The sequence below is a fragment of the Microcoleus sp. B3-D2 genome, from assembly GCF_036705345.1.
Lineage (GTDB): Bacteria > Cyanobacteriota > Cyanobacteriia > Cyanobacteriales > Microcoleaceae > Microcoleus.
Map to the genome: position 1 here is coordinate 1 of NZ_JAUBUG010000137.1, position 6,091 is coordinate 6,091.

Here is a 6,091-nt window from a genome sequence, read left to right on the forward strand (position 1 = left end):
AAGTTACATTATCCGATATGAGGAATTGGTTTACTCACTGCTGTTATTGTACCTCATCTATCTGAGAAACGCTATACTTATTATCACTATTTGTTACTATTTATCACTGGTTCACCTCAAGATGAAGCTTTACTATAAATAAATTATGTTGGCACATTTCAAAACGCACAGGAGTTAAAAGAAGTGAGTTTACCATACAACATTGCCGAAACAATTCAGAATGTTATGATTGCTTTGGCTTTGGCTAAAGGAATTTTATCCCCCTCACAGGTTTCTGAGATTCCAAATTCGACAATAATAGCTCAATTTGAAGAGCAAATCGGAATAGCAGACAAGGCAGAAAGAGAGAGGGTAGAAAGAGAAATAAAAAAAGTAAAGTCAAATCAATCAACCATGCTACAGATAGCAAAAAAAACAGGCTATGGTAGCGGGGGTTATGGTAGGGGGAATTATGGAGGATAAAGAAAGCAATCTTACTAAGACTGTTTCGACAATAGCCAGAGCAGCCTCGGCATTCATCGGTTAAATCCTCTTAAAAGTAGTATCAGACTTGAGGTTGTGCTGGCGGGCGCACAGCATTTTGCCCGTGCATTTACCTCAACTCTGGGTAGATTTTAGCAGAATTTTTAATAGTTGCTACTTATTATCACTTTTTGTCACTTTTTATCGCTGGTAAAGCTGAGGCAGACTTGTTACCTTGTTTCAAGGAGATAGGAATGTGAAAGATCAATCACAAAAGGAAATTTAGAAAAATGGCATGGAGTGAATGGATCGAGTGCAACTTCGACAGCAAAGGCGAACTCAACACTCAAGCAGTGGGCAGATCGCCAAACTCATCAGGGGTTTATGCGATCTCTACTAAAACCGGAAATAATTATCACACCCATTATGTAGGAAGGTCGGGAAGGAGTATTCGGGGAAGATTGCAATCCCATTTGACCGGAAAAGGGAACAAGGTTATTGCTGGATTATTGAAAAATAAAAAACAGCTTCCTAGCGATCCTACCCAAGCCTTGTACTTTGCTTATCTGGAAACAAAGGAGAATAAGTTAATTGAAGCTGCTTATATAGATGCAAAGGCAGAAGATAGACCTCTGGCAAACTTAATTCGTGCTAAATTGCCCAAAGGCTTGAGAGAAGAGGATGTCTTTGGATCTCAACTGGAAGATTAAACTATACTGATTTTGTGCAGGAGGAGGTAAGCGTTATATGTGGGTCTTCATTATCATCATAGTAGTAATTTTGGTTGTGGTTTGGGTAAATTCTAATCCCTCTAACAGAGTTCAAGGGAATAGTAGCAAGCCGAAATTCCCTACCGTTGATGAAAGTCAACTGAATGACGATCTCAGTTCAGCCGTAGGAATAGATTATCGAACACTCCGTAATTTCCTAGCGTTAGGAGATTTTGAATCAGCGAATAAGGAAATAATTACTATTTTCACTAAGCTTATTTATCCTCAGAAGGAAGTTGGTAACATTCGTAATCAATTTTTTTATCTTGATATCGGTGTCGATCAAGAAATCTATGAAGATCGTGTATAAAGAATTCCCTGCACTGATATCTGTACAATGGAGAGGCTTTGGGTAAAATACAGTAGTGGACACTTTGGATTTAGAATCCAATCCGACATTAATCTGCAGCTATATACACAATTTTATAAAGAGATTGTCGAATTCAATCGTAAAGAAAAAATTAATATGCCAGAAGAAGAAGTTCATCTCAGAACTGTTTTAAAAACACAGGATGCGTTCAAAAAACAGCTTAAATGGGATCAAGACTCTTTAATTTTTAACCATTCAGCACCAAGTGGTCACTTACCAAAAATACTGTGGGTAGATAGTATGACAGGTTACAATCACCAGGTTATGTTATTAAATAGAGTGACAAAATGCTGTACGCTCATGGGAGGGACGGCAGTGGCGAGAGAATAAATTACAAAGTTTTTGAAGTACGTGAAGCGAAGCTATCCCGTAGGGACTCGCCCTCCCACTCAAATCGCTTCCACTCCATCATACTTTCAAAGATTCTCGCTGCTGCTCCCTAGTAGGCACTCCATAAGCAGTATAAGGTCTAACATCAGGCGGTTGAAGCCCCAAAACAATTGATTCGGCAGGAACTCCCGCTGCAACTAACTCCTCAGCAATCAGGCGATCGGTATTATTTGCTTGAATCCACACCTGACCGTCAATAATATCAATATGAATCACGCAATGGTGAATGCGCTGCTCATTAAACCAACCTATATTTATTAACATATAACGGTCATTTTCCAAATCAAAAATTATTTCATTTTGCGTCGCACTGTCAAAAACGGGAATCTCTGCGTATTCAGTAAGGATCTGCTTAACAAGTTGGCGATAATTATTTAAGCTATCCATTGTACTCTTTCCTCTATTTTTTGGTTGAAAATAACCAAATTTAGGCGGTTATTATCTAGCAATATCTGACCAAAACTTTCTCCTTCAAAAAGCTCTGTAAAAGCATTTAGTGGAATTGCAAGATACAGTTGTATTTCTGATTCCGTCCGTTTTAAGAGGTCATAGTAAAGAGTATATTGACCCAAAGCAGGCTCTAAATCAGCAATTCTAGACTCTCTGATAAAACTTTTAACTTCAACGGCTATCTTGCGATCGTTGTTCTCAGCAGCTAATAGCTGTTCGGCACCAAGATCGATCGATAGGTTTCTCTTCGCCCAAGCCAAGGGATACGGATCGTGGGTAATTGTCCAGCCAGCCTTAATGAAAGCCTGTTTGACAACTTGATGATAAATGTCTCTTGCTGGCACGATCGCTCTCTTTTGCGATCGAGGTTGACACTCACTATTATTTATAATGTGCAGAAGTCTCAACCATTATTCGAGAAATTCAATCTGAAACAACACGCTCGCCCGCTCGGCCCACCCAAATAGTCCTGCACCCACGTCGAGGCCAGAAACCGGGTTTCTTCGTATATCTCTAGCTGAGAATCTGCGATTTTTCATAGAAACCCGGTGTCTTCGCGTAAGTCCCACCAAATCAAAATATTGCCAGTGTCTAAATATAATTAAAATTTGTTAAGATTAACTCGACCTCAGCGCCGGCATCCCATCCGCCGCTAAACCTGCCCTTCCCCAGTCCCCACAACAATGCTGCGACTCGAACACATCAGTAAAATTTACCCCACAGGCGTCGTACTCAAAGATGTCACCTGGGAAGTCAAGCCAGGCGATCGCATCGGCTTAGTAGGCGTTAACGGTGCCGGCAAATCCACCCAACTCAAAATCATCGCCGGCGAAATCGAACCCACCGCAGGCGAAGTCATTCGCCCCGCCAGCCTCCACATCGCCTACCTCTCCCAAGAATTTGAAGTAGATCCAACTCGCACCGTCAAAGAAGAATTTTGGCGCGCCTTCAGCGAAGCCAACGAAGTCCACGAATCCCTGATGCAAGTCCATCGAGACTTGGAAAACTCCACCCCAGAAAATCTCGACGAACTGATCCACAAAATGGATCGCCTGCAAAGACAATTTGAGGGCTTGAACGGCTACGGTTTAGAAGCCCAAATCGAGAAAATTTTACCAGAAATCGGATTTGAACCCGAAGATGGCGATCGATTAGTCAGCGCCTTCAGCGGCGGCTGGCAAATGCGGATGAGTTTGGGCAAAATTCTCCTGCAAAAACCTGACATTCTGCTACTAGACGAACCTACCAACCACCTCGACTTAGAAACCATCGAATGGCTGGAAGTTTACCTGAAAGGGCTGACAACCCCGATGGTAATCGTATCCCATGACCGAGAATTTCTCGATCGGCTCTGCACCCAAATCGTCGAAACCGAACGCGGCGTTTCCAGCACGTACCTCGGCAACTACTCCTCCTACCTGCTGCAAAAAGCAGAAGCCAGAGAAGCCCAACTTAGCGCTTACGAAAGCCAGCAAAAAGAACTCGAAAAACAGCAAGCATTTGTTGAAAAATTCCGCGCCAGCGCCACTCGCAGCACCCAAGCCAAAAGCCGCGAGAAACAGTTAGATAAAATCGAACGCATCGAAGCGCCCACCGGCGGATTAAAAACTTTGCATTTCCGATTTCCCCCCGCACCCCGCAGCGGCCGCGAAGTAGCAATAATTGAAGATTTGGTGCACACCTATGGCGAAAAAATCCTATTTTTGGGAGCAGACTTATTAATTGAAAGGGGCGATCGTATAGCCTTTCTCGGCCCCAACGGCGCGGGCAAATCCACCCTGCTGCGACTGATTATGGGCTTAGAAAAGCCTTCTGAAGGTACGGTCAAATTGGGAGGCCACAACGTCATCCCCGGTTACTTTGAACAGAATCAGGCAGAAGCCTTAGATTTGAATAAAAGCGTGATCGAAACCATTCACGACGAAGTACCCGACTGGAAAAATGAAGAAGTTCGGACTTTGTTGGGGCGGTTCTTGTTTACCGGCGAAACAGTATTCAAACAAGTCGGCGCTTTGAGCGGCGGAGAAAAAGCCCGTCTGGCTTTAGCAAAGATGCTGTTGACTCCCGTGAATTTACTAATTTTGGACGAGCCGACAAATCACCTCGACATTCCGGCGAAAGAGATGATGGAAGAGGCGATTCAGAATTATGACGGTACCGTAATTATCGTTTCGCACGATCGCTATTTCATCTCCCAAGTCGCCAACAAAATAGTCGAAATCCGGGATGGAGAGTTTCGCACTTATTTGGGAGATTACCACTACTATCTCGATAAAATAGCTGAAGAAAAAGAGCTAGCCAAGTTAGCCAAACTAGAAGCTGAAAAAGCAGCTAAAAAAGCCGAAAAAGAAGCAAAGAAAAAAGCTGCTGCCAAGCAGAAATAAACTTGCAACCCTCGCAGATAAACCTTAAATCCGCGTTTATCTGCGTGCAGCGGCAGTTAAAAAAGAATCTGATTCTTAACTAACCCAAAATTCGATTAATCATTTGATTCGCCTGGGACTCGTAACTCCCACCAAACAAATTAAAATGATTTAAAATGTGATACAGATTATAAATAGTTATGCGTTGTTCATACCCTGCATCCAAAGGCCAAACCTGATTATATCCCCGGTAAAACTGCCTAGGAAATCCACCGAATAGCTCAGTCATAGCAATATCAACTTCTCTATCTCCAAAATATGCCGCCGGGTCAAAAATCACCGGTTCCCCCGCAGATGTCACCCCCACATTTCCCCCCCATAAATCCCCGTGAACTAGCGAAGGTTGAGGTTCATAACCAGCTAACAATTGAGAAATCATCTCTAATAAACGTTCCCCTTGCGGAAAATGGCCGCGCCGATCCCTACCCAATTTTAACTGATAACCAATCCGATGTTCGGCCCAAAATTCTGCCCAATTTGCCGTCCAATTATTAATTTGTATAGTTGATCCGATCGTATTATTAATATCCCAACCAAAACATCCCCTCACCAGAGCAGAATTAGGCTTTTTTCCCCCCCTTGCGAAGGGGAGGTTGGGGGGGGTGTATTTGTGCATCGCAGCCAGTTGGCGCCCCATTTCCTCCCAAGCTCGATCGCCCCCGCGGCTTCCCAAATCCAGCCATTCCAGCACAATATAAGCTGAATTCCCCTCAGTTCCCCAGCAAATCGGCTCAGGTACTCGAATCGTCTGGGTTGCCCGCATTTGCTGCAAACCCAAAGCCTCGGCTTCAAACATCGCGACTTGGGAAGCTGGATTTAATTTCGCGAAGTAAGCGCGGGCACTGCTGCTGATATAATAGCCTTGATTGATGCAGCCACCGCTGACGGAACGGCGATTGTCGATCGAAAATTTGTCTCCTGTTACTTCGGCAATGCGTGCGGCAATTTTATCCCACATCGAATCAAATTGTATTGAGGGCGATCGGAATTACTTTAACAGGTATAGCAACTTAAAACTTAATTAGCAAAAACACCAAAGCTCCTATCTGTATAGATAGGAGCTTTAGTTTAAATATGGTTCCAGACATCGAGCTATTTTCGAGATGCAGTGACGGGTCAAATATCTTCGCCACAGGGGCGTTTAACAAGCGAAAAGTTGTGAGGGTGAAAAACCCTGAAGACTGCATAGAATTAAGTCATCATGATTACCATGTGGAAACAGAGGT

The 6,091-nt window shown here is 43.4% G+C and carries 8 protein-coding genes; 5 read left to right on the forward strand and 3 right to left on the reverse strand.

All coding sequences use genetic code 11. The annotated features are described in order from the left end of the window. The first annotated feature begins 183 nt into the window (after window positions 1–183). The 4 genes from QUB14_RS27855 to QUB14_RS27870 all read left to right on the forward strand — a co-directional run bounded on the left by QUB14_RS27855 (window position 184) and on the right by QUB14_RS27870 (window position 1,932). Window positions 184–462, forward strand: a complete 279-nt coding sequence (locus tag QUB14_RS27855) for a hypothetical protein (RefSeq protein ID WP_333221380.1) — start codon at window positions 184–186, stop codon at window positions 460–462. Between the two features lie 290 nt (window positions 463–752). After that, window positions 753–1,172, forward strand: a complete 420-nt coding sequence (locus tag QUB14_RS27860; RefSeq protein ID WP_006634967.1) for a GIY-YIG nuclease family protein — start codon at window positions 753–755, stop codon at window positions 1,170–1,172. A 37-nt stretch (window positions 1,173–1,209) separates the two neighbouring features. Further along, on the forward strand, window positions 1,210–1,542 hold the full coding sequence (locus QUB14_RS27865; RefSeq protein WP_333221378.1) for a hypothetical protein: 333 nt from the start codon (window positions 1,210–1,212) through the stop codon (window positions 1,540–1,542). Window positions 1,543–1,545: 3 nt separating this feature from the next. Continuing rightward, window positions 1,546–1,932, forward strand: coding sequence for a GUN4 domain-containing protein (locus QUB14_RS27870; RefSeq protein WP_333221382.1), 387 nt, complete (start codon window positions 1,546–1,548; stop codon window positions 1,930–1,932). A 78-nt stretch (window positions 1,933–2,010) separates the two neighbouring features. On the opposite strand, the gene QUB14_RS27875 is transcribed toward QUB14_RS27870, so the two are convergent. Next, entirely contained in the window at window positions 2,011–2,379 is a 369-nt protein-coding gene (locus QUB14_RS27875; RefSeq protein WP_333221376.1) for a XisI protein, read from the reverse strand. Continuing rightward, complete coding sequence (locus QUB14_RS27880) at window positions 2,367–2,786, reverse strand: element excision factor XisH family protein (RefSeq protein ID WP_333221374.1); 420 nt, start codon at window positions 2,784–2,786, stop codon at window positions 2,367–2,369. Before QUB14_RS27880 ends, QUB14_RS27875 begins: the two co-directional genes overlap by 13 nt. Before the next feature lie 339 nt (window positions 2,787–3,125). Between QUB14_RS27880 and QUB14_RS27885 the strand changes: the two genes are divergently transcribed. Continuing rightward, complete coding sequence (locus QUB14_RS27885) at window positions 3,126–4,826, forward strand: ABC-F family ATP-binding cassette domain-containing protein (protein WP_333221372.1); 1,701 nt, start codon at window positions 3,126–3,128, stop codon at window positions 4,824–4,826. A 79-nt stretch (window positions 4,827–4,905) separates the two neighbouring features. Here QUB14_RS27885 and QUB14_RS27890 read toward each other — a convergent pair whose 3' ends face one another. Next, window positions 4,906–5,823 (reverse strand): fructosamine kinase family protein, encoded by a 918-nt coding sequence (locus tag QUB14_RS27890; protein ID WP_333221370.1) that lies wholly within the window; start codon window positions 5,821–5,823, stop codon window positions 4,906–4,908. Between the last annotated feature and the right edge of the window lie 268 nt (window positions 5,824–6,091).

Excerpts from the sequence above, each read along its gene's own strand:
- QUB14_RS27860 (WP_006634967.1), top strand. The coding sequence starts at position 753 with ATGGCATGGAGTGAATGGATCGAGTGCAACTTCGACAGCAAAGGCGAA.
- QUB14_RS27865 (WP_333221378.1), top strand. The coding sequence starts at position 1,210 with ATGTGGGTCTTCATTATCATCATAGTAGTAATTTTGGTTGTGGTTTGG.
- QUB14_RS27875 (WP_333221376.1), bottom strand. The coding sequence starts at position 2,379 with ATGGATAGCTTAAATAATTATCGCCAACTTGTTAAGCAGATCCTTACT.
- QUB14_RS27885 (WP_333221372.1), top strand. The coding sequence starts at position 3,126 with ATGCTGCGACTCGAACACATCAGTAAAATTTACCCCACAGGCGTCGTA.
- QUB14_RS27890 (WP_333221370.1), bottom strand. The coding sequence starts at position 5,823 with ATGTGGGATAAAATTGCCGCACGCATTGCCGAAGTAACAGGAGACAAA.